At 68.1% G+C, this 20,106-nt stretch carries 20 protein-coding genes; 7 read left to right on the top strand and 13 right to left on the bottom strand.

Features of this window, described 5'->3' with window-relative positions:
* Positions 1-23: 23 nt before the first annotated feature.
* Positions 24-1,115, bottom strand: a complete 1,092-nt coding sequence (locus tag ACMGFH_RS16605; RefSeq protein WP_415379567.1) for a S26 family signal peptidase — start codon at positions 1,113-1,115, stop codon at positions 24-26.
* A gap of 181 nt (positions 1,116-1,296) precedes the next feature.
* Between ACMGFH_RS16605 and ACMGFH_RS16610 the strand changes: the two genes are divergently transcribed.
* Positions 1,297-3,006 (top strand): DNA-directed DNA polymerase II small subunit, encoded by a 1,710-nt coding sequence (locus ACMGFH_RS16610; protein ID WP_415379568.1) that lies wholly within the window; start codon positions 1,297-1,299, stop codon positions 3,004-3,006.
* 70 nt (positions 3,007-3,076) lie between these two features.
* On the opposite strand, the gene ACMGFH_RS16615 is transcribed toward ACMGFH_RS16610, so the two are convergent.
* Together ACMGFH_RS16615 and ACMGFH_RS16620 are read right to left on the bottom strand one after the other, a co-directional pair.
* Positions 3,077-3,379: a hypothetical protein gene (locus ACMGFH_RS16615; RefSeq protein WP_415379570.1), complete on the bottom strand. Its 303-nt coding sequence runs from the start codon at positions 3,377-3,379 to the stop codon at positions 3,077-3,079.
* 109 nt (positions 3,380-3,488) lie between these two features.
* Complete coding sequence (locus tag ACMGFH_RS16620; RefSeq protein WP_415379571.1) at positions 3,489-3,788, bottom strand: hypothetical protein; 300 nt, start codon at positions 3,786-3,788, stop codon at positions 3,489-3,491.
* Between the two features lie 210 nt (positions 3,789-3,998).
* On the opposite strand from ACMGFH_RS16620, the gene ACMGFH_RS16625 reads away from it, so the two are divergent.
* Both ACMGFH_RS16625 and ACMGFH_RS16630 read left to right on the top strand, forming a co-directional pair.
* Entirely contained in the window at positions 3,999-5,291 is a 1,293-nt protein-coding gene (locus ACMGFH_RS16625; RefSeq protein WP_415379572.1) for an O-acetylhomoserine aminocarboxypropyltransferase/cysteine synthase family protein, read from the top strand.
* Between the two features lie 82 nt (positions 5,292-5,373).
* On the top strand, positions 5,374-6,870 hold the full coding sequence (locus ACMGFH_RS16630; RefSeq protein ID WP_415379573.1) for a PAS domain-containing sensor histidine kinase: 1,497 nt from the start codon (positions 5,374-5,376) through the stop codon (positions 6,868-6,870).
* Positions 6,871-6,888: 18 nt separating this feature from the next.
* Here ACMGFH_RS16630 and serB read toward each other — a convergent pair whose 3' ends face one another.
* The 5 genes from serB to ACMGFH_RS16655 all read right to left on the bottom strand — a co-directional run bounded on the left by serB (position 6,889) and on the right by ACMGFH_RS16655 (position 12,785).
* Positions 6,889-7,527 (bottom strand): phosphoserine phosphatase SerB, encoded by a 639-nt coding sequence (gene serB / locus ACMGFH_RS16635; RefSeq protein WP_415379574.1) that lies wholly within the window; start codon positions 7,525-7,527, stop codon positions 6,889-6,891.
* Positions 7,528-7,633: 106 nt separating this feature from the next.
* Positions 7,634-8,101, bottom strand: coding sequence for a GyrI-like domain-containing protein (locus tag ACMGFH_RS16640; RefSeq protein WP_415379575.1), 468 nt, complete (start codon positions 8,099-8,101; stop codon positions 7,634-7,636).
* A gap of 311 nt (positions 8,102-8,412) precedes the next feature.
* Entirely contained in the window at positions 8,413-9,264 is an 852-nt protein-coding gene (locus ACMGFH_RS16645; protein WP_415379576.1) for an FxLYD domain-containing protein, read from the bottom strand.
* 225 nt (positions 9,265-9,489) lie between these two features.
* Positions 9,490-11,730 carry an ATP-dependent DNA helicase gene (locus tag ACMGFH_RS16650; RefSeq protein WP_415379577.1) on the bottom strand — a complete coding sequence of 747 codons (2,241 nt, stop codon included), beginning with the start codon at positions 11,728-11,730 and terminating at the stop codon, positions 9,490-9,492.
* A gap of 95 nt (positions 11,731-11,825) precedes the next feature.
* Positions 11,826-12,785 (bottom strand): cation diffusion facilitator family transporter, encoded by a 960-nt coding sequence (locus tag ACMGFH_RS16655; RefSeq protein WP_415379578.1) that lies wholly within the window; start codon positions 12,783-12,785, stop codon positions 11,826-11,828.
* 82 nt (positions 12,786-12,867) lie between these two features.
* On the opposite strand from ACMGFH_RS16655, the gene ACMGFH_RS16660 reads away from it, so the two are divergent.
* Positions 12,868-13,410, top strand: coding sequence for a metallophosphoesterase (locus tag ACMGFH_RS16660; protein ID WP_415379579.1), 543 nt, complete (start codon positions 12,868-12,870; stop codon positions 13,408-13,410).
* Between the two features lie 79 nt (positions 13,411-13,489).
* Here ACMGFH_RS16660 and ACMGFH_RS16665 read toward each other — a convergent pair whose 3' ends face one another.
* Positions 13,490-14,134, bottom strand: a complete 645-nt coding sequence (locus tag ACMGFH_RS16665; protein ID WP_415379581.1) for an ArsR/SmtB family transcription factor — start codon at positions 14,132-14,134, stop codon at positions 13,490-13,492.
* A gap of 186 nt (positions 14,135-14,320) precedes the next feature.
* On the opposite strand from ACMGFH_RS16665, the gene ACMGFH_RS16670 reads away from it, so the two are divergent.
* Positions 14,321-14,473, top strand: a complete 153-nt coding sequence (locus ACMGFH_RS16670) for a hypothetical protein (protein ID WP_415379582.1) — start codon at positions 14,321-14,323, stop codon at positions 14,471-14,473.
* Between the two features lie 72 nt (positions 14,474-14,545).
* Here the strand turns inward: ACMGFH_RS16670 and ACMGFH_RS16675 are convergent, their stop codons facing one another.
* Together ACMGFH_RS16675 and ACMGFH_RS16680 are read right to left on the bottom strand one after the other, a co-directional pair.
* Positions 14,546-15,556 carry a threonine aldolase family protein gene (locus ACMGFH_RS16675; protein WP_415379583.1) on the bottom strand — a complete coding sequence of 337 codons (1,011 nt, stop codon included), beginning with the start codon at positions 15,554-15,556 and terminating at the stop codon, positions 14,546-14,548.
* A 79-nt stretch (positions 15,557-15,635) separates the two neighbouring features.
* Positions 15,636-16,883 (bottom strand): hypothetical protein, encoded by a 1,248-nt coding sequence (locus ACMGFH_RS16680; RefSeq protein ID WP_415379584.1) that lies wholly within the window; start codon positions 16,881-16,883, stop codon positions 15,636-15,638.
* Between the two features lie 186 nt (positions 16,884-17,069).
* Here ACMGFH_RS16680 and ACMGFH_RS16685 point away from each other — a divergent pair, with 186 nt between their 5' ends.
* Positions 17,070-18,116, top strand: a complete 1,047-nt coding sequence (locus ACMGFH_RS16685; protein ID WP_415379585.1) for a hypothetical protein — start codon at positions 17,070-17,072, stop codon at positions 18,114-18,116.
* Between the two features lie 70 nt (positions 18,117-18,186).
* Positions 18,187-19,281 carry an aminopeptidase gene (locus ACMGFH_RS16690; RefSeq protein ID WP_415379586.1) on the top strand — a complete coding sequence of 365 codons (1,095 nt, stop codon included), beginning with the start codon at positions 18,187-18,189 and terminating at the stop codon, positions 19,279-19,281.
* An 89-nt stretch (positions 19,282-19,370) separates the two neighbouring features.
* Here the strand turns inward: ACMGFH_RS16690 and ACMGFH_RS16695 are convergent, their stop codons facing one another.
* A complete protein-coding gene (locus ACMGFH_RS16695; RefSeq protein ID WP_415379587.1) occupies positions 19,371-19,796 on the bottom strand; it encodes a transcriptional regulator in 426 nt (141 codons plus the stop codon).
* The gene (locus ACMGFH_RS16700; RefSeq protein ID WP_415379588.1) at positions 19,777-20,091 is read right to left on the bottom strand and encodes a DUF6516 family protein; all 315 of its coding nucleotides are present in this window, start codon (positions 20,089-20,091) and stop codon (positions 19,777-19,779) included. The genes ACMGFH_RS16695 and ACMGFH_RS16700 overlap by 20 nt, the downstream gene beginning before the upstream one ends.
* Between the last annotated feature and the right edge of the window lie 15 nt (positions 20,092-20,106).

The following is a 20,106-nucleotide window of genomic DNA, read 5'->3' on the forward strand; positions in this document are numbered from 1 at the left end:
TGACCGCCGACGCGGAATGGCGCCTATCCGGCCGTCTCGTTGCAGAGACACGACCGTTCGAAGGTGGTGGCGCCGGCGGCCGGGGCGGAGAGCCCGAGCATCCCGTCGGCACAGCCTTCGGAGCGCAGGCGGATGCAGCCCAGTTTCGGGACGCGGACTTCGGCCGTGCCGACGACCCAGGCGGGCTTGACGGGGCCACTCAGTGTCTGCGCCTGGTCGTAGACGCCGTTGGCGTCGCCCTTGGTGACGAATCCGGCGTGCGGGGCGGGACAGTTCGGCAGGGCGTCGTCGGGGGTGTCCCCGCACTCGCTGTACCGGCCGATCGACTGTTTGTCGGCCTTCTCGTACCAGTTCTCGCTCTCGTTGACCCAGAACATCGCCCGGTGGATGATCGGGGTGGCGCTTTCGCTGCCGTCCGGCTTGTAGACGATCACGTCGCCGGTCTTCGCGAACTTCCGGTAGTCGGTCCGCTCGCCCGTCTGGGCGGTGACGACGCCGGTCCCGGCGATCGCGCCGTCGCCGGGGAAGCGCTGTTCCTCCATGACGAAGACCAGGTCGCCGGTCTTCATGTGCGGGGTCATGCTCGGGCTCTCGACCGCGACCATCGGCGGCCAGACGCCGCTGACCGCGAACAGGAGCACGCCGACCAGCAAGACCGCGATCGCGCTGCTCAGAACGTCGATCACGAACGTCCGCAGCGCGCCGCTTCCCTCGCGCTCGGCGTCCGCGTCGGTCCGTCGGGCCGGCGGCGCGTCGACGGTCCCGCCGGCGCCGTTCGGAGCCACGCCGCGCTCGGTGTCGGACTCCCTCGACGGGTTCCCTTCGGATCCCGACGTCGCCGCTCTATCGGGATCGAGTGGGTCCGCAGCGGAGGAATCGTCTGTTGTCGGCTCGTCATCCGAGTGGTCCTCGCTCGGGAGGTCATCCGTCGAGTGCTCCTCGCGCAACTGGTCGTCCGCGGGGGCGGTGTGCGCGGGATCGCCGCGAGTCGAATCGTCGTCGGAGGGGGAGCCGTCGGCGGGCTGAGAGGGACCGTCGGAGGCGTTGTCGGGGAGGGAACCGTGGTCGGCGGGTCCGTCGTCCGGAGAATCCTCGCCGTCGCGGGGCGGACTCATTGACAGTCCGTTGGTGCAGCGGGCGTTTGAATGTTCTGACCGGGGTCGCGGGGCGACAGCCGAGTCGTGACAGGTCGGTTCGGCTCCACGTGTGCGGCCGTGTCAGACCCTCTCTGGCGGACTGCGAACCACTCGCTTGCAGGTTCGCTACGCTTTTGCGGACCGCCTCCGATCACCTACTGTGCCGCTCGAGACGCCGGTTCACGTCGCCAACGCGCTCGCCAGACGCGGGTACAACGCGGAACCCGAGGCGGTCACCCTGATCGCCTCCGCGCCCGACCCCGCCGCGGCCCTCGAACGGACGCTCGACGCGGTCCCCGACGGGGCCGTGAAACTCACCGCCGACCACGTCAAAGACGTCATCGAGACCCGCTCACGGTCTGGGGACCCTGCCGGCGACGTCTCCGTCGACGCGTCCCCGGAAACCGGAGATTCCGCTCGGTCCAGCGATTCCCCTGGTACCGACGACCCCTCTGTTTCAACTGGAGAGTCGAAACCCCGTTCGGCAGACACCGGTTCGGACGCTCCAGTCGAAACCGAGGGGGTTGACCGAGACGAATCCGCGGCCGCGAGCGCCGAGAGCGCGGGGGCCGCGACGGCAGGTGGAGAGCGCGAACAGACGAGCGGAGGCGAACGGACAGCGGAAGACGGGCCGACCTCGGAGGGCGGGCGGACGCCGGCCGACCCCGACGCGCAATCGATCGACATCGAGGGCGACATCTCCAGCACGGGGACCGGCGAGTACTCGGACTTCGTCGCGGTGTTCCGCGACCGCTACGAGAAACTCTCGAAGCAACTTCGGGGACGGGTCAACCACCGACCGACCGACGCCATCGAGTCGATGCCCGGTGGGAGCGAGGCCGCCATGGTCGGGATGGTCTCGGACATCCGCTCGACCGCCAGCGGCCACTGGCTGGTCGAACTGGAGGACACCAACGGGACCTTCCCCTGCCTGGTGATGAAAGACCGCGACATCGCCGACCTCGTGAACGAACTCCTGCTGGACGAGGTGATCGCCGTCGACGGGACGCTCGCCGACGACGGCGGGATCCTCTTCGTCGACTCGCTGTACTTCCCGGAGATCCCCCGCACGTACGAACCCTCGACCGCCGACCGGGAGGTCGAAGCGGCGCTCATCAGCGACGTCCACGTCGGCAGTCAGGAGTTCGAGGCCGACGCCTGGCACCGCTTCACCGACTGGCTGCACACCGCCGACGCCGACCGGGTGGAGTACCTCCTCATCGCGGGCGACATGGTGGAGGGCGTCGGGGTCTACCCCGGACAGGACGAGGAACTCGACATCGTCGACCTCTACGAGCAGTACGAGCGCTTCAGCGAGTACCTCAAAGAGGTGCCAGGCGACGTGGAGATCGTCATGATCCCGGGCAACCACGACGCGGTCCGCCTCGCCGAGCCACAGCCGGCGTTCGACGAGGAACTCCGGGACATCATGAGCGCCCACGAGGCCCGCATCTCGGGCAACCCCTCCACGGTCACCGTCGAGGGCGTCGACGTGCTGATGTACCACGGCGTCTCGCTCGACGAAGTGATCGCCGAACTCCCCGACGAGAAGGCCACCTACGAGGAGCCACACAAGCCGATGTACCAGCTTCTCAAGAAGCGCCACGTCGCGCCGCAGTTCGGCGGGCAGACCCGTCTCGCGCCGGAGACGGAGGACCACCTCGTCATCGAGTCGGTGCCCGACATTTTCCACTCGGGCCACGTCCACAAACTGGGGTACGGCAAGTACCACAACGTCCTCACCATCAACTCCGGCTGCTGGCAGGCCCAGACCGACTTCCAGAAGAGCGTCAACATCGACCCCGACGTGGCGTTCGCGCCCATCGTCTCGCTGGATACGCTCGACCTGCGGATCCACGACTTCGAGTGACGAGGTCCGGAGTCGGGACGTGGAGTGAGCCGGGCGTGCAGACGCCTTCGTTTCGGGTGGAACCGACCGATCAACCGAGCAGCGGCGTCTCCTCGCCGGCGACCACGAGGACGAACCCGAGCAACGCGACCACCGGATACGCGGGATGCGCGGCGGCGAAGGCGACCAGTGCGGTGAGCGTGCCGACGTCCGCGGTGGTCGTGACGGCGTTCGTCCCCGACTGGCTGGGTACCGAGAGCCCGTGAGGCGTGGTGATACTCGCGGCGGTGACCGCGACTGTACAGACGACCGTGACCAGTCCGGCGATACGGAGGGTCTGTTTCGCTAGCCTCGCTCCCAGTCCCCGTTTCGCTTTCCCGCCGAGCCGTTCCATCGGGCGTGTGAACGGCGGATCTGCTCATAAGTCTACGTCAGACGCCTACTGGTGTGTGTCCGAAAGCAGAACTGTCGGTCTGCCTACTCTCTCCGGACGTCCGCCCCGTTTATCCACCGAGTATCGGCGTCTCGTCGCCGGCGACGACCAGCACGAACCCGACGAGCACCGCGACCGGATAGGCGGGGTGGGCCGCCGCGAACTCGACGAGCGCGCTGGCGATGCTCACGTCGGCCGTGTACGCGGCCGTCTGGCTCTCCCCACCCACGGTGACAGCCAGTCCGTACTCGGTGGAGACGCTCAATCCCGCGACGCCGGCGGACAGCAGGACGGTGAGCAAGCCGACGACCCGGAGCACCTGCGCGCTGACGGTCGCGACCAGTCGCGATCCGATCCCCGTGTGACTCATTAGCGGACACGCGGACGCGAACGGACTTATAGACGCGTCAGACGCTCGTCGCGACGGGAGGGATCGGTACGGGCCGTCGGCACCCTGAGGTGTATCGCGCGGACGAATCGGTTCGGGCGGGCGCGAAATCCTGCCGGAACCGCCGACAACTGGCGGGAATGGCCCGCTGACCGGGACTTATGTGTCCGGAGACCCTCAACCGGTGTATCCATGTCTGATGACTGGGATCCGGCGACCGAGGCGTTGCACGTAGGACAGGAAGAGCCCGACGCGGCCACCGGCGCGCGCGCGCCACCGATCTACCAGACGACGTCGTACGTCTTCGATGACGCCGACGACGCCGCCGCGCAGTTCGCGCTGGAGAAGCCGGGCCACATCTACTCGCGGCTGATGAACCCGACGAACGCGGTCCTCGAAGAGCGCATCGCGGCGCTGGAGAACGGCGCCGCGGCGATCGCAACGTCCTCGGGGATGGCCGCGCTGAACCTCGCGACGTTTATGCTCGCGGACGTGGGCGACAACATCGTCACCGCCTCGTCGCTGTACGGGGGGACCTACACGTACTACACCCACACCGCGCCGCGGATGGGCGTCGAGGCGCGCTTCGTCGACACGCTCGACTACGAGGCCTACGAGGAGGCCATCGACGACGACACCGCCTACGTCCACTTCGAGACCATCGGCAACCCCGCCCTGGTGACGCCGGACATCGAGCGCATCGCGGACATCGCCCACGACCACGGCGTCCCGCTGTTCGTCGACAACACCTTCGCGACGCCGCACCTCTGCCGGCCCCTCGACCACGGCGCCGACTTGGTGTGGAACTCCACCACGAAGTGGATCCACGGCCACGGCACGACCGTCGGTGGCGTCCTCGTCGACGGCGGCTCCTTCCCCTGGGACGAGCACGCCGAGAAGTTCCCCGAGATCGCCGAGCCGAACCCCGCCTACCACGGCGTCAACTTCCGCGAGCGCTTCGGCGACGCCGCGTTCACCTACGCGGCGGTCGCTCGCGGCCTGCGCGACCTGGGGAGCCAGCAGTCGCCGTTCGACTCGTGGACGACCCTGCAGGGCCTGGAGTCGCTCCCGATGCGGATGGACCGCCACTGCGAGAACGCGCTCGAAGTGGCCGAGCACCTCGCCGACCACCCCGAGGTCTCGTGGGTCACCTACCCCGGACTCGACGACCACGAGACCCACGACGAGGCCAGCGAGTACCTCGACGGCGGCTACGGCGGCATGATCACGTTCGGTCTCGCCGAAGGCTACGACGCCGCCCGCACGACGGTCGAGTCGACGGAGATCGCCTCCCTGCTCGCGAACGTCGGCGACGCGAAGACCCTGATCATCCACCCGGCGTCGACGACCCACCAGCAACTGAGCGACGAGGAGAAGGCCGCCGCGGGCGTGACCGACGACATGGTCCGCCTGTCGGTCGGCCTCGAATCGGTCGACGACATCGTCGCCGACCTCGACCAGGCCATCGAGAGCGCGACGGAATAACGCCCTCGCACCGACCCGCACTGTCTCGCCCGCGACTCCCCGACGACTTTTATAGATCAAGTGCGTTCGTTTGTCCTATCGTATGGATCGGGGGCCCCAGCCGACCGAAATTGACAATCAGGCGTTCTTCGAGACGCTCGTCGGCGCCGTCGACGCTGGGATCGTGGCTTGCGACGGCGACGGACGGATCGCATTCGCAAACGAGGCCGTCGAGACGATGCTCGGCGCCGAGAGCGGGTCGCTGGTCGGCTCGCCGGTCGCCGAGACGGCGCTCGTCGATGCCGACTCCGGGGCCGAGTGGGTCGCCGGGCTCGACGGTCCGTCGACCGTCGAGCGGACGATCGAGCGCGATCCCGACGGGGTCCCGGTCCTCGACGGGGGGCCGGTGGACGGAGCCGGCTCGCCCGTGTCCGCACCGCGTACCGCCGACAGGCTGTCGGTCGCGCTCGAAGACGCGCGGGAGGTCGCGCTGGAAGTGACGGCGAAGCCGGTCGCCGTCGCCGGCGAGCGGTACGCGCTGTTGACCGTCCGGGACGTCACCGAGCGCGCGCTTCTCGACCGGGAGAGCAGCATCCTCGACACCATCTTCGAGTCGATCCCGGTGTATCTCTTCATCAAAGACGAGGAGGGCCGGCACGTCCGCGTGAGCGACTACAACTCGGAGGCGCGCGAGTACATCGGCCAGACCGACCTGGATATCTGGGGCGAGGAGGGCCGCGAGAGCTACGAGGACGACATGCGCGTCATCGAGGAGGGCGAGGAGATCGTCGACAAGGTGAGCGCCGATCCGGAGTGGAACTACTTCTTCATCACGTCGAAGGTGCCCTGGCGGGACGAGAACGGGGAGATCCGCGGGCTGATCGGTCTCACGCACGACCTGAGCGACTGGAAGCGCCAGGAACGACAGCTCGAACGCCAGAACGAGCGCCTGCGGACCGTCGCCAGCGTCATCTCTCACGATATCCGCAACCCGCTCCAGGTCGCCTCCGGCCACCTGGAACTGGCGAGCAGTGGGTCGGAGAGCGAACACGTCGACTCGGCCGCCGACGCGCTCGATCGGATGGCCGCGCTGCTCGAAGAGCTGCTCGAGCTGGTTCGCCACGGACAGTGGGTCGAGGACCCCGATCCGGTCTCACTGGAGACGGTCGCCGGGGACTGCTGGGCGACGGCCACCGGCGACGCGGGAACGCTGACGTTCGACTACGACCTCACCGTGGAGGCCGACCGCGGGCGCCTCCGACAGCTCCTGGAGAACCTCTTTCGGAACGCGGTCGTCCACGGCGGCGACGACGTGACCGTCAGGATCGGTCCACTCGGCGACTGGTCGGGCTTCTACGTCGAGGACGACGGTCCGGGGGTCCCGGCGGACGAGCGCGAGAAGGTCTTCGAGTCGGGGTACACGACCTCCGAAGAGGGGACCGGCTTCGGGCTCGCCATCGTCCAGGTCATCGCGGAGGCCCACGGCTGGCGCGTCGCGCTCGGCGACAGCGACGACTACGCCGGGCCGGAAGACGCCCCCGGAGATCACGAACCCCTCGGGGGCGCTCGCTTCGAGTTCCGCGGGGTCGAGTTTGTCTGATCGGCGCGGCTCGATCCGTTATTCGAGGACGCGTTCAGCTTCGAGGACGTCCTGCAGTTCGGCCATCGTCTCGACGATGGTGTCGCAGGCGGGCGCGACGGCCGGTTTCGGGTCGAACCCGACGGCGAGCCCGGCGACCTGCAGCATCGGGAGGTCGTTGGCGCCGTCGCCGACGGCGATGGTGTCGTCGCGGTCCTCGCCGATAGCGGCCGTGAGGACTTCCAGTGCGTCGTCTTTCGTTCCCTCGATGAGCGGACCGTCGACGGTGCCGGTCAGTTTCCCATTCGCCACCGGGAGTCGGTTCGCGACGATGGCGTCGACCTCGACCCCCTCCTTTTCGAGTGCAGCGGCGACGCCGCGGTCGAAGCCGCCGGTGAGGATGGCGACGTAGACGCCGGCCTCGCGGAGCGCCTCGATCACGTCGGCGGCGCCCGGGCGCAACTCGACCTGGTCGAAGGCTTCCTGGGCCTGTTCGTCCGGCAGGTCTTCGAGCAGCGCGCAGCGCTGGCGGAGGCTCTCGGCGTACTCGATCTCGTCGTTCATCGCTCGCTCGGTGATCTCGGCCATGTCGTCGGCCGTGCCGTTCTGGCGGCCGAGGAGGACGGTCATCTCCGAGTCCGAGAGCGTGCCGTCGAAGTCGAACGCGACTACGGTCATGGCTCACCCGTTCGATACGGGGGGATTCAAACCCCCCGGTTTCGGGTGGAACGAGCGCGCCGCTGGAGGCGCGGAAACAGGGGAGGCGGCCGTCGTGATGACGGGGTCAGTCGTCGCGGACCGGGACGTAGATCTCTCGGTCGGCGTGGGTCGAGGGGTCGCGGCGGGTCTCGTAGCGTTCGAAGATGGGATTGCGGACGCCGTCGTCGTCGTCGGTGTGGTCGAGGTCCTCCTCGTGGATCTGGAGGATCATCTCGTCGATGGACTCGTAGTCGGGCTGGAGAACGGCGTAGGTGGCCTCTGGGATCTCGACGACGGTCAGTTCCGGCGAGAGGTCGTCGGCGGAATCGACCTCGCGGCCGGCGACGTAGGTGAACTCTCCGCTGTCGGCGTCGACGTCGAACATGACCGAATAGTAGTCGGTGCCGACGGCGTGGGCGTCGAGGTCGTCCGCGTAGTCGTCGAGCGAGGCCCACAGCGCCGACTCGTCGACTTCGGTCCCGCGATGGGCGACGCCCGCGATCAGGAAGTCACCGTGCCGTTCGGTCTCCGACTCGTGTGTGTCGAGTACCATACGCTCGATTGGGGTGGAACCGGCTTACGTCCCCGGAATCGGGGGATAACCCGACGAACAGGTCGCGCCCAGCCCGCACGTACTCGCACCCACTCCTTGCAGGTTCAACGCCGCGCACGTACCGCGACAGCGCATCGACGAGCGGATCCGGCGTCAAGACGCGTCGTCACGGCCGCGGCGGCTCGCCGTCGTAGCCGTCCACGTCCTGAGAGAAGTTCAGCAGCGCGAACTTCAGCTTCTGGGGGTCGATGTCGACCATCTCGCGGGTTTCCTCCGGCGGAACGTACCCCGGACGGCGACGGGAACTATCGTCAGGAGCCGGTCGTCAAGACGAGGTCGCGGTCGGTGATCGGGGCCGCGTTTTCCGGCGGATCCAGTATTGCCTCGGCGCTGAATTCCCAGCGGGTATCGGCCTCGAGGTAGGTTTCGTTGGCCCGCCCGATCGCCCGGAAGTATCCGTCCTCGTCGTAGAAGGGCGCGAGCACCTCCAGGTAGTCGTAGGCCTCGCGGACCTCGACAGTTCCCTCGATGTCGGGATTGGAGAGGATGTCAGTCTCTATCTCCTCGGAGTCGACGATCTCCGCACCATCGGGATGCGATAGCGGAACGATCCGGTCCTGTTCACCGACCGCTGCTTCGACGGTGTCGACTTCCTCGTCCCCGTGGTACTCCCCGTACGCCCGCCAGACGGCGTTGCCGGGGACCGCCATGACGTTCACTCGGTCGGTGTCGATCGTCTCGCCGTCGGCGTCCCGGCAGACGATGTCCACCTCGGCGTAGCCGTGGTAGTTCCCGGTCGAGTTCTCTACGTCGACACACACGTACCGGTCCGGCCCGAACATGTCCTCGACGTCGGTCAGCCTCGTGTCGACGACCGTCAGGTCGCCCGGTTGCGGCGTCGGCGTCGACATCTCAGTTGGCGTCGGCGACGGCGTCGGCGCCTCTGTGGCGGTCGGCGTCCGCGTCTCCACTCGTCCGCGTCGTTCGGTTGGGCTCGGGGTCGCCGCGGTGGCTTCAGTCGACGACCGCTGCTCCGTGGGATCTAGTTCCGTCGGAGCGACCGGTTCCGGCTCTGGCGTGTCCGTCCCAGCCGATTCGATGCCGACACAGCCGCCGAGCGTGCCGAGCCCGGCCGCCAACGAGAGGAACGTTCGGCGGTCCATATTCCTGTACTCTGCTCTCAAGGTAAATAATTTGATAACTAGACACCGTTCAACGGCGTCATCCGGGCGAACTGCGGGCTACGGCGTCGGCGGTTCGCCGTCGTAGCCGTCCACGTCCTGGTGAGACCACCTTTTTCTCCTCGGGGTCGCTCCGCGACCCACTCGTCGAAAAACGTGGGCGAAAAAAGCCGGACGCTCACTGCGTTCGCGTCCGGTGACTTGACCTCACGGCCGCGGGGGGTCGCCGTCGTAGCCGTCCACGTCCTGGTAGAAGTTCAGGAGCGCGAACTTCAGTTTCTCGGGGTCGATGTCGACCATCTCGCGGCGGTCCTCCGGCGGGAACGTCCCCCGGACCGAGTAGTCCCGCATCTCGACCTCCGAGCGCTCGGTGTAGCGCCTGTCCAGCAGGATCCGCGCGCCGAAGTCCTCCGGCGAGCGCACGACCCGGCCGAGCGCCTGCCGGGTCTTCCGGACGGTCGGGATCTCGACCGCGTAGCGCCAGCCCGCTCCCTCGTCGTCACTCTCACGGCTGTTCGCACCGCCGCGACCCTGTTCGTCGTCTTCGCCGAAGGCAGCGTCGTAGGCCTCCTGGACGGCGTCCATGCGGTCGTCGAGGTGCGGGTACGGGACGCCCACGACGACGACAGTGCGAGCGTCGTCGCCGTCGAAACTCACGCCCTCGGCGAGGGTGCCCCACAGCGAGGTGAAGAGGACGGCGTCGTCGTCGCTCGTGAACGCCTCGCGGAGGTCTTTCGCGGACGTGCCCGGGCGGTCGAGGTACGTCGCCCCGCCGGCGTCGACCCGCTGGTGGTAGCGCTCGGCCTCGCTGTAGCTCGGGAAGAAGGCGAGCGTGTTGCCGGGCGTGAAGCGGGCGGCGTCCTCCAGCACCTCGGCGACGGTCGACTGGACCTCCATGTCGTCGCGCTTGCTGGCGAAGAGGGCGGGACCGTCGACGGCGTAGGTGCGACGGCGCTCCTCGGGGAACTGCGGTCCGTAGGCCAGCGTTTCCGGCTCGTCCAGCCCGAGGACGTCCTCTGTGACGTCGAAGGGCCGAAGCGTCGCGCTCATCAGGACGCCCGCGTGCAGGTCGCCGAAGAGATCCGCGGTGACCGAACTCGGAATGCACGTGTACAGCTCCGCGCGACCGTAAATCTCGCCGGCATCGCGGGATCCCCCCTCTTCCGCACGCCTGACGCTCACAACGGGGTACTGGCCCTCGGCGGCGGACTCGTCGAGCCAGTCCTCGACGAAGCTCGCGGCCTGCAGGGTCTGGCACTCCTGTCGCGTCGTCGTCTCGCCGTTCTTGTAGGCCTCCTCGTAGGACTGGTCGAGCTCCCGCCCGAGGTCGAGCGTCCGGTCGAGTTCCTCGTGGAAGCCCGGTCCGGAGTAGTGCTGCAGGAAGGCGAGGGTCAGGTCGTCGCGGGCGTCGTCGTTGTCGATCGAGAGGTCGTACCAGTGCTCGTCGACGCCCTCGCGCTCGCCGAAGGAAAAGGCCTCCTCGTAGGCGTCGACCAGCGCGTCGCGGAAGGTGGTGAGGACGTTCAGCGCGGCGTCCGCGCGGGGGTCCTCCGTCGTCTCCAGTTCGTCGACGGCCTGGTCGAGGATGGTTTCGGTGAGCGTCCGGCGGGCGTGGTCGCGGGCGGCGTCCTCGACGTTGTGGGCCTCGTCGAAGACGGCGATGACGTCCTCGGGATCGCGACCCAGCCAGCGGAAGAACTGCTCGCGGATCATCGGGTCGAGCAGGTGGTGGTAGTTGCAGACGACCAGATCGACGCCGTCCATGCCTTCCTTGAGGAGTTCGTAGCCACAGAGCCCCTCGCGGTCGGCGTAGTCGTAGACGTCCTCGGGCGTGCGGACGCCGTCGAACAGCCAGCCGTAGAACTCGTCGGTGTCGGCGGTCAGGTTGCGGTAGTAGTGGTCGCAGACGTTGCGCTCCTCGCGGATCTGGCCGATCTCCTCCTCGACGGACTCGAGTTCGTCCATCACCGCGCCGCGGGCGTCGGCGGCCTCGCTGCTCCCGTCCTGGCTCTCCTCCAGCAGGGCGCGCTGCTGTGCTTCCAGCTCTGCCCTGTTCTCCTCGGCGTCGACGAGTTCGCGCGTCGTGTCCCGGAGCGCCTGGCACTCCTCGTAGCCGACGTCGATGTGGCACATCGAGGCCTTCCCCTGGAAGACGACCGCGCGGATCGGCTCCTGGTCGGTGATCGCGGCGGCCTCGCGGACGAACTGGCGCATCTGCTGGTGGACGTTGGTCGTGATGACCACGGTCTTGCTCGTCTCGCGGGCGTATTCGAGCGCGGGCGCGAGCGCCGAGAGGGTCTTGCCGGTGCCGGTCGCCCCCTCGAAGAGGACGTTCCGCGCCTCCTCGAGCGCGTCGTAGATGCTGCCCATCGCCTCGGTCTGGTGGTCGTACGGCTCGTCGTACGGGAAAAAGCGGAGATAGTCCGGTGGGTCTGACGCGCTCGCCACTGTGGATAGCTGTTTGCGCGCCCGAATAAAAGCCCTAGCCCCATCGCGGTGAAAGTGGTCCAGGGGTCCGCACCGGACGGGCCGCCCGCCGAGCGCTACACCTCGGGTTCGAGGTAGACCGTGCGGACGCTCGCGTTCGTCGCCTTCATCTCCTCCTCGATCTCGGTGATGATGGCGTCGAGGTCTCCCCCCTGGAACCCGGGTGCGAACTCCACGTCCGCGGAGACGACGATGCGCTCGGGACCGAAGTAGACGGTTCGGAAGTCGACGATGCGGTCGACCTCCTCGCGGTCCGTGACGATGGCTCTGAGCTTGCGTTCCTCGTCCTGCGGGAGGCTCTCGCCGAGGATGAGCCGCTTGTTCTCCCAGGCGAGCGCGACGGCGAACACCATCAGCATCGCCCCGATGACCAGTGCGCCGGCGGCGTCGAACAACGGCTCGTCGAACACTCGCGCGAGGGTGATCCCGAGGAGCGCGACGACCAGCCCCAGCAGCGCGATGGTGTCCTCGGTCAGCGCCGTGAGCGTGGTCACGTCGCTGGTCTTTCGGAACGCCTCCCGGATCCCGCCCCAGTCGTTCTCAGCCATCTGTCGGCGCATCTCGGCCCAGGCCTTCTTGAACGCCCAGGACTCGAAGACGATGGCCGCGAGCAGGACCGCGACGTTGACGTAGAACAGGTCGAACCCGAACGCGGGGTCGTACGTGAACCCGAGGAACTCGATGGCCCCGCCGGCCTCGGTGCCCCCGTGCGTGAGGACGTGGTACCCGTGTTTCAGCGATTCCCAACCCGCGATGCCGAAGAGGAACACGGAGACGAGGAAGGCGTAGAAAAACTGCGCCTTTCCGTAGCCGAATGGGTGTTGCCGGTCGGCCTCGCGGCCGCCGAAGCGGAGCCCGATCAGCAGGAACACCTGGTTGCCCGTGTCGGAGATGGAGTGGTACGTCTCCGAGAGCATCGACGGGCTCGCGGTCAACAGGAATCCGATGAACTTCAGAATCGCGATCGCACCGTTCGCGAACAACGCTGCGATCACGACGCCTCTGCTACCTGCCATTTCCTGTTGAGTCGACCGGACCGGGCAAAACGCTTGGGTTAGACTCGCGGCGTTTTTGTCCGTCGACGCCCGCCTTCCGGCCGTGATCACTGTCCTCTCGGACACCCACGGCACCGACGGACACCGACTTGAGGGGCGAACCCTGGAGGCGGTCCGCGCGGCGGACCTGGTGATCCACGCCGGCGACTTCACCACGGAGGCGGTGCTGGATGCCTTCGAATCGGAGGCCGGCGCCGACGCGGACGGCGACGGCGAGTTCGTCGCGGTGTACGGGAACAACGACGACGCGGGGACCCGCGGGCGGTTGGAGGCGGCGCGGACGGTGGAGTGGGCGGGATTTCGGTTCGTCGTCGTGCACGGCCACGAGCACGACGACACCGCGCTCTCGCTCCTCGGGCGCCAGGAGCGGGCGGACGTCGTCGTGGTCGGGCACTCCCACGAGCCAGGCCGACGGGCGATGGGGGCGGTCACGGTCCTGAATCCCGGGAGCCACGCCGACCCGCGCTGGTACCGCCCGGCGCACGCGGAGCTCGACCCGACCGAGGAGGGGCTACGGGGTCGGCTCGTGGCGCCGGACGGGGAGGTCTACAGCGAGTTCGACCTGCCCGCCACAGGGCGGGAGTGACGGGGGCCGAAGCGGGCGGCGTGCATCCGTTGTTTCGAGTGGGACGGAAAAGTAGGCGACGGAAACTCAAACGCGGATTTCAGTTAGCGAGGTACCAGACGAGGAGCCCGCCGAGCAGGACGGCTGCGCCGCCGAGGAAGAAGAAGGCGCCCGGCGGCAGACCGGCGGCGGCGCCGGTCGTGGCGTCGACGGCACCGGCGTCGGGGACCGGCGTCGGGGTTCGCGCCGCGGCGGCCGCGCCGTCGCCGCCCGTCGAGCCCCCGTCGCTCCCAAACGAGGGCAGGACGGACCCGCCCGCGAGCGCCTGGACGACCAGACTGACGACGGCGAGCAGGCCGACCGCGCCGAGCAGTCGCGAGAGGGCGGTGCGGATACTTGTCGACTTCTCCTGATCGCCGGCGAAGATGACCAGCGGCTGGTCGGCGGGCGCGTAGACGTCCATCTCGCGGCCCTTCTGGGAGTAGGCGGTGTCGACGACTTCGACGGCGCCGGCCTCTTCGAGGTTTTCGAGGTGGTACTGGGCGTTCTGGAGCGAGGTGTCGACTCGCTCGGCGAGTTCGGCCGGCGGTGCGGGGTCCTCGTGGAGTTCGCTCAGGAGTCTGCGGGCGGTCCCGGAAGAGAGCGCAGAGAGGAGGTCGTCGGCGTCGTCGCTCTCGACGCCGACCACCCGCGGCTCCGCGTCTTCGGCCGCGGTGGAGTCGGGTTTGGAGGGCAGCAGCGACATCTCACGTCGCGCTTTGCACTGTGGGGCTATCAGTCTTATCACCCGATTGGCGCGTTCGCCGCCGTCGGGTGCGGCCCACGACCGCGTGACGGCGCGGCCGCGTCCGCCGTGGCGTCGCCTCGCGGGCCGACGCCCGGGGGAGGTCGTGCCGAAACCTCTTTGACCGGCGGGGCGGTAGCCCGCCCTATGCAGATCGGTGATCTGGTCTCCGGGTTCTTCGAGGACCCGGTCCTCGTCTTCATCGTCGTGGTCCTCCTCGGGTTCGTCTTCCTCGTGTACCTGTTCCTCCGCCGGACCGCACAGGGCTTCAAGGAAGGCATGAACCAGGGTCGCCAGTAGCCGACCGTCCTCCAGCAGCGTCCCGGCCACCGATACCATCCCGGCCTCACCGTTTCCTGCGCCGCTCGCCGCTCAGGCGACCGCGCGTTCGACGCCGTCGAGCGCTCGCGCTACGTCTTCGTCGTCCACGTCCCAGTGCGTACAGAAACGCACGCGGTGCTCACCGAAGGCGACGCAGCCGACGCCCTCGCGTTCGCAGGCGGCGACCACGTCCTCGGCCGGGTCGACGGTCCGCACGACGACGATGTTCGTCTCGGGTTCGGGCGCTTCCATCCCGTCGATGTCGTCGAGACCCGCTGCGAGCCGTCGCGCCCGTTCGTGGTCGGCGGCGAGACGGTCGCGGTTTTCGAGCGCGAGCAGGCCGGGTGCGGCGAGGATCCCGGCCTGGCGCATCCCGCCGCCCATGAGCTTGCGGACGCGATGGGCGCGCTCGACGAACGCCTCGCTCCCCGCCAGCACCGATCCGACGGGCGCGCCGAGCCCCTTCGAGAGACAGACCATCACCGAGTCGACCTCGCGAACGAACCGCTCTGCGGGGACGTCGAGCGCGGCCGCGGCGTTGAACAGGCGCGCGCCGTCGAGGTGGACGGAGACGCCTCGCTCGCGGGCGGCGGCCGCCGCGTCGTCGATCCGTTCGGGCGCGATGGCGGTGCCACCCTTGCTGTTGTGGGTGTTCTCCAGCGCGAGCAGACCCGTGCCGGCACGGTGGCCGTCCGCTTCGACGTACGCGTCGCGGACCTGTTCGGGGGCGACGACGCCGCGTTCGTCACCGTCGACGGGGCGAGCCTGGGCGGCAGAGTGCTGGGCGACCCCGCCGAGTTCCCACTTGTAGACGTGGCTCTCGCGTTCGAGGATCACCTCTTCGCCCCGTTCGGTGTGGGTACGCACGGCGACCTGGTTGCCCATCGTCCCCGAGGGGACCAAAAGCGCGTCCTCGGTCCCGAGCACATCGGCGACGCGGGCTTCGAGTTCGTTGACGGTCGGGTCCTCTCCGTAGACGTCGTCGCCGACCTCCGCGTCGCGAGCGGCCGTCCGCATCGCGTCGTCGGGTTTCGTGACGGTGTCGCTGCGCAAGTCGATCATGCGCTCCGATTGGCGCTCGCGGCGGAAATAGGTGGCTCGACGCGACCGCGATCGTCCGTCGACGGTGCCGACCGGCGGCTCAGTGCTGGTCGACCAGGTCGCTGGGTGAGACCTCGGTGCCGTTGTAGTCGATCCGGAAGTCGGCGTCGCCGCCGGTCCGCTGGAAGTCGGTCACGTCGCCGGTGACGGCGTAGGTGTCGCCGTAGCCGGCGTTCCCGGTGAAGCCGTCGACGGTGACGGTGCCGTCGCCGTTGTCGGTGACGGTGTCGTTGCCCCCGGCGGAGCGTTTCGGGCCGGCGTTGGTGACAGGCCTGGCGACGCCGTCGACGGTGAACTCGTAGTCGACCTCGCCGGACTCGGTGGCGACGACGGCGAGGAGGTCGGTCGCGGGCGAGGTGTCCTCGAGGATGCGCCACTCGGACTCCCGGAGCACGTAGTCGCCGGGGCCGCCGGTCTGCTCGAACGACGTGATCTCCCCGTTGACGGCGTAGACGTCGCCGTATCCGGGGTTCCCGGTCGACCCGGTGGCCGTCCACGTGCCGTCGCCGTTGTCGCTGATGGCGTCGTTGCCGTCGGGGGTGGCGCCGCGCCGGTCAAAAAGGGTGACCGCGCGCACGGGACCGTCGACCGTGAACTCGTAGTCGACGGCGCCCTCGGTCGCGCCCACGATCTCGATGCAGCGGTCCTGGCAGCTCTCCTTCCCGAGGAGGTACTTGTCGGCGGCCGGGTTGCGCACGTAGTGGGTCGTGTAGTTGAGGTCGTAGGAGATTTCGAACGCTTCGACGACCTTCCCCTCGTTCTCCCCCGTCCCACGGTAGACGCCCGGGATCTCGGTCGGCGGCCCCTCGTAGTGATACACGTTCTCGGTAGTTCCGTCCACGAAATGTAGATCGAGGGTCGAGATCAGGCTGTCCGGCGTCGCGTCGACGTCCAGGAATTCCCCGTCCCGGACCGTCACGCGCGAGTCGGTGAACGTGACCGCCTTCGCGCCCGGATCGCAGTCGGTCGGGTCGTTCGAGACCGTTCGGTCGTTGCCGTTCGAGTCGGTGAACGTGACCGATTCGACGACGCGGCCGGGCGCGCCGAAGCGGTCGGGCGTCCCATCGCCGATCGAGACGAAACTGCCGTCCCGGAAGACGGCGCGAGCGCCGGACGCGGTGTCCCAGTCGGAGACCTCGACAGTCGAGCAGGCTATCGTGAACTCGGGATCTGGCGCCGTTGCAGCCGTTTCACCGGCGCTCCCAGTCGTTGCAATTCCCCCGAGGGCCCCCAGTGCGCTCGCCGCGAGGAACGTCCGCCGCGTGTTCCGCAGTGGTCGGTCCGTCATAGCACGCTATCCCGGTAGGGCGATTCCCGTATTTCGTTATAGACACGGAACCGCGCGGTAAGCGCCGGTTACGTCGGCTCCGCTCTCCCGCCGAGCGGCCGACGGCGGACGGTTCGCCGGACGGTCTTTGTGGCTCGTTACCTAGTCACAAATTAGCATTTTACGACTCGCGTATGTGTATCGGTCGTGACGCGCCTGACCGACCACTACAAACTGGTCCGCGAACGGAACGACTACCGACCTGTAACCGGCGCCGTCGGTCCGATCCCGACGGCGCAGCGCCGGCGCTTCGTAGCGGCGGACGACCCCGGTGTGTTCGACCGCGCCACCGATCGCCGAACGCTGGTCACGACGGGCGTCGGGATGACCGGCCCACCCCACCTGGGTACCGTCGGCCAGATCCTGACCGCAGTCGAACTCCAGCGAGCGGGGCTCGACGTCCAGTTCGTGATCGCCGACCTCGAACCGTATCACAACGGCGCGCCGCTGGAGCGGGTGCAGTCCCTCGCGGAGCGCTACCGCGAGTTCATCCGCGACCTGGGGTTCGATCCCGAACAGGGCCGGCTCCGCACCCAGTCGGAGGCGCGCGACGTGATGCAAACCGCCCAGCTACTGGCGCCGTACTACGACCCGGACTCGTGGGACGACGGTGAGGACGCGGACCACTCGCGGACGGCGTGGGAACGGGCCGTCAGCGACGCCTACGAGGCGACTGACGGCGAGTGGACCGTCGAACACTCGGGGCCGACCTCTGAGGCGGCCCGAACCCACAGCGCCGTCCTCCACGGCGTCGACTTCCTCCACCCGCTGTACGCGGGCGAATACGAGCAGTTGGTCCTCTCGTTCGGGATCGACGAGCACCACCTGGCCCGCATGGCGCGCCGGTTCCGCGACGCCGCGCCGGTCGAGGGGGGCGTCGCCGGCCTCTACACCAGGATGCTGCCGGGGTTCGACGGCGCGCCGAAGATGGCGAAGTCGATCCCCGGATCGGGGGTCTCGCTCGACATGTCGCCCGAGACGATCCGCGAGCGGATCGACGGCGACGAGGGAGGCGATCCGGCGGGGTCGCCGGTATTCCAGTCGATGTGTCTCGCGTCGCGCGACGACGCCGAGCGCCTCGACGAGTTCGAAGCCGCCTGCGAGGCCGGCGGCGCGGAGTGGGAGCGGGCGAAGGAGGAGTACGCGGAGTACGTCGTCGATCTCGGCGAGCAGTGGCAGGCGACTGGGGAGTGAGCGGGCCTCGGACCGTCGGCATCGGCTCGACGACGAAACCGGTTTCACCGTTCCGTCCGAGGAGTGGGGCATGGACCCGCGCGTTCGCGAACACGCCGAGATAATCTGTGACCACTCCGTCGACCTGCAGGCGGGCGACCAGGTCGTCATCGACGCCCACCCCGAGGCCGAGGACCTGGTGACCGCGCTCCACGAGGTCATCGCCGACCGGGACGCCCTGCCGCTGGTCGTCCAGGATCGTATGGGCAAGCGCTTCCAGCGCGCCTTCCAGCGCAACCACGACGGGGACTTCGACCTGCCGGAACATCAGATGGCGCTCTACGAGGAGATGGACGTCTACATCGTCATCCGGGGCAGCGACAACGTCACCCAGACCAGCGACGTCGACCCCGAGGTGTCGACGGCCTACGCGGCCTCCCAGCAGCCCCTGTTGAACGAGCGGCTCTCGAAGCGGTGGTGTCTCACGCAGTACCCCGCGCCCGCGAACGCTCAACTCGGGCAGATGAGCACCGAGGGCTACGAGAACTTCGTCTGGGACGCCATCCTCCGCGACTGGGACGAACAGCGCGCGTTTCAGGAGAACATGGTCGAGATCATGGACGACGCCGACGAGGTGCGCATCGTCTCCGGGGACTCGACGGACGTGACCATGAGCGTCGCCGGCAACCCGACGCTCAACGACTACGGCGAGCGCAACCTCCCCGGCGGCGAGGTGTTCACCGCGCCCGTCCCCGACTCCGTCGAGGGCGAGGTCTACTTCGACAAACCGCTCTACCACCAGGGTCGGGAAGTCACCGACGTGCGGTGTACGTTCGAGGGCGGCGAGGTCGTCGACTACGCCGCCGGCAAGAACGAGGAGGTGTTGCGGAACGTGCTGGAGACCGACGACGGGTCGAACCGCTTGGGCGAACTCGGTATCGGGATGAACCGCGCCATCGACCGGTTCACGTACAACATGCTGTTCGACGAGAAGATGGGCGACACCGTCCACATGGCCGTCGGCCGCGCCTACGACGACACCGTCGGCGAGGGCAACGAACAGAACGACTCGGCCGTCCACGTCGACATGATCGTCGACATGAGCGAGGACTCGTTCATCGAAGTCGACGGCGAGGTCGTCCAGCGGGACGGCACTTTCAGGTTCGAAGACGGATTCGAGGAGTGAGAGCCACTACTTCCAAGCGGGGAACGCAGTGACCCGCGAGGACGGCTTCGAGGAGTGAGCGGCGTCAAACCCCGGCCGAAAAGGGCGCCTTACGCGTCTGCGGTGTCGGATTCGCCGTCGAAGTCGAGCAACGGGAGATCGACCTCGATCGCGTCGTACCACACGGTGGGTCGTTTCGACTGTCCGTCGGCCTCGAAGTCGATCAGGCCGAGGGTCTCCAGTTCCGTCAGGTTCCGGTGGACCTGTCGAACGTCGCGCCCGACGAGGCGGGCGGTCTCGCGGATCCCGGTCGGTTCTTCGCGGGCGATGACTCGAAGTAACTCCAGATTCTTCGGCCGCGTCACCTGATGTAACTGGTCGGAGTCGTGGAAGGTGACTTCGAAGTACGGCTCCGGTTCCTCGCCGCCGTCTATCGCGCGGAGCGTCTCTTCGATGCGGTCGCTGTTGCTCCGCTCGAAGCGGATGTGCAGGACGCGTTCTGGCTCGGTGCCCGGGTCAGTTCCAGTCGTGGCCATGGTCGTTCACCTCGGATTTGAACCGCCGATACAGGGCAGCGACGCCGTCGAATTCGACGCCGTCGACGTTCCCGTCCTCCCCGTGTCTGTGGTGATGTGGCGCATCGGGATGGTCCGGGAAGTTGTCGTACCTGACTATCGTGTCTCTGTCGAATTCACCGTATTGGAAGCTGTACTTCACTCCGTCCGGGTAGCGATCGGATTCGGGGACGTTCCACGCCTCGACTTCCGCGTACCGTTCGTCGAAGTTCTGCCGCTCTCGGATGAGGAGCGTGGCCGAGTCGTCCCCGCCCATCGGCTGTTGTTACCA

Source organism: Halosimplex rarum (genome assembly GCF_047715405.1).
In the GTDB taxonomy this organism is placed as follows: Archaea; Halobacteriota; Halobacteria; order Halobacteriales; family Haloarculaceae; genus Halosimplex; species Halosimplex rarum.

Bases quoted from the DNA above. Each gene is read 5' to 3' on its own strand.
- ACMGFH_RS16665 (WP_415379581.1), bottom strand. From the start codon at position 14,134: ATGTCGCTGCTGCCCTCCAAACCCGACTCCACCGCGGCCGAAGACGCG.
- ACMGFH_RS16655 (WP_415379578.1), bottom strand. From the start codon at position 12,785: ATGGCAGGTAGCAGAGGCGTCGTGATCGCAGCGTTGTTCGCGAACGGT.
- ACMGFH_RS16680 (WP_415379584.1), bottom strand. From the start codon at position 16,883: ATGACGGACCGACCACTGCGGAACACGCGGCGGACGTTCCTCGCGGCG.
- ACMGFH_RS16645 (WP_415379576.1), bottom strand. From the start codon at position 9,264: ATGGACCGCCGAACGTTCCTCTCGTTGGCGGCCGGGCTCGGCACGCTC.
- ACMGFH_RS16675 (WP_415379583.1), bottom strand. From the start codon at position 15,556: ATGATCGACTTGCGCAGCGACACCGTCACGAAACCCGACGACGCGATG.
- ACMGFH_RS16620 (WP_415379571.1), bottom strand. From the start codon at position 3,788: ATGAGTCACACGGGGATCGGATCGCGACTGGTCGCGACCGTCAGCGCG.
- ACMGFH_RS16615 (WP_415379570.1), bottom strand. From the start codon at position 3,379: ATGGAACGGCTCGGCGGGAAAGCGAAACGGGGACTGGGAGCGAGGCTA.
- ACMGFH_RS16640 (WP_415379575.1), bottom strand. From the start codon at position 8,101: ATGGTACTCGACACACACGAGTCGGAGACCGAACGGCACGGTGACTTC.
- ACMGFH_RS16670 (WP_415379582.1), top strand. From the start codon at position 14,321: ATGCAGATCGGTGATCTGGTCTCCGGGTTCTTCGAGGACCCGGTCCTC.
- ACMGFH_RS16695 (WP_415379587.1), bottom strand. From the start codon at position 19,796: ATGGCCACGACTGGAACTGACCCGGGCACCGAGCCAGAACGCGTCCTG.
- ACMGFH_RS16630 (WP_415379573.1), top strand. From the start codon at position 5,374: ATGGATCGGGGGCCCCAGCCGACCGAAATTGACAATCAGGCGTTCTTC.
- ACMGFH_RS16690 (WP_415379586.1), top strand. From the start codon at position 18,187: ATGGACCCGCGCGTTCGCGAACACGCCGAGATAATCTGTGACCACTCC.
- ACMGFH_RS16625 (WP_415379572.1), top strand. From the start codon at position 3,999: ATGTCTGATGACTGGGATCCGGCGACCGAGGCGTTGCACGTAGGACAG.
- ACMGFH_RS16605 (WP_415379567.1), bottom strand. From the start codon at position 1,115: ATGAGTCCGCCCCGCGACGGCGAGGATTCTCCGGACGACGGACCCGCC.
- serB (WP_415379574.1), bottom strand. From the start codon at position 7,527: ATGACCGTAGTCGCGTTCGACTTCGACGGCACGCTCTCGGACTCGGAG.
- ACMGFH_RS16700 (WP_415379588.1), bottom strand. From the start codon at position 20,091: ATGGGCGGGGACGACTCGGCCACGCTCCTCATCCGAGAGCGGCAGAAC.